We start from the raw sequence: 689 nt of genomic DNA on the forward strand, positions 1-689 counted from the left end.
CGGTTCTGCGTGTCCAGAATTCAGTCTACCAACAACCACCTTTTTTATACCATTTCTCAGGGACAGGTGAATTCTTGGGTTTTGTTTTCATTATTTCTTTTGTAAAATCGAATAACTCTAATTTCTTATCTTTACCCATCCCCTGAGTACCGTTATGATTCGCAAACATATTCCAAAACTCACTCGCGCTTTTGCCCGTTCCCAAAGCTGCCTTTGTCGACATGCTAACACCATGGGCAGCTACCGCCACGGAACCTCTCATTAGCGGGACTCCAATATCGTACAGGTATAATTAGGGTTATGTTTGTTAGTAGTAAAGGATACGATTCATTCGGCACTGGGTAGCCCCACCCATGATATACTAGAGGACTGGAATTTCCACGTCATTACCAGGAGATTTATCCAAAAAGACATCGGGAATATTAGGGTTTGATTTTCTCAGTTTGAAAACCTGTACTCTTGTTAATGGAGGAGTATAGTAAACACCTTTCCGACTTGGCGCTTGACGAGCGCTTTCGCTTGTCTGCCTGCGACCTTGCCTGCCTGAATGGTTTACTTGGCTGTCCCCTTTGCTATTTTTAGCGCTTTCTTTGCCTAGACATTCAATCCGGCGATTCCATTCTCCTATTCAGCTTTTGACATGCAAAAAGGCTCATTCCTCCCTCTATAAATTAAAGTTTTTCTTGCGA

General features: G+C 43.0%; 1 protein-coding gene. It reads right to left on the bottom strand.

Annotation, left to right across the window (positions count from 1 at the left end; translation table 11 throughout):
* Nucleotides 1-25: 25 nt before the first annotated feature.
* Entirely contained in the window at nucleotides 26-262 is a 237-nt protein-coding gene (locus tag HMPREF0083_RS29475; RefSeq protein WP_021623347.1) for a hypothetical protein, read from the bottom strand.
* Nucleotides 263-689 lie beyond the last annotated feature (427 nt).

Source organism: Aneurinibacillus aneurinilyticus ATCC 12856 (assembly GCF_000466385.1).
Taxonomy (GTDB): Bacteria; Bacillota; Bacilli; order Aneurinibacillales; family Aneurinibacillaceae; genus Aneurinibacillus; species Aneurinibacillus aneurinilyticus.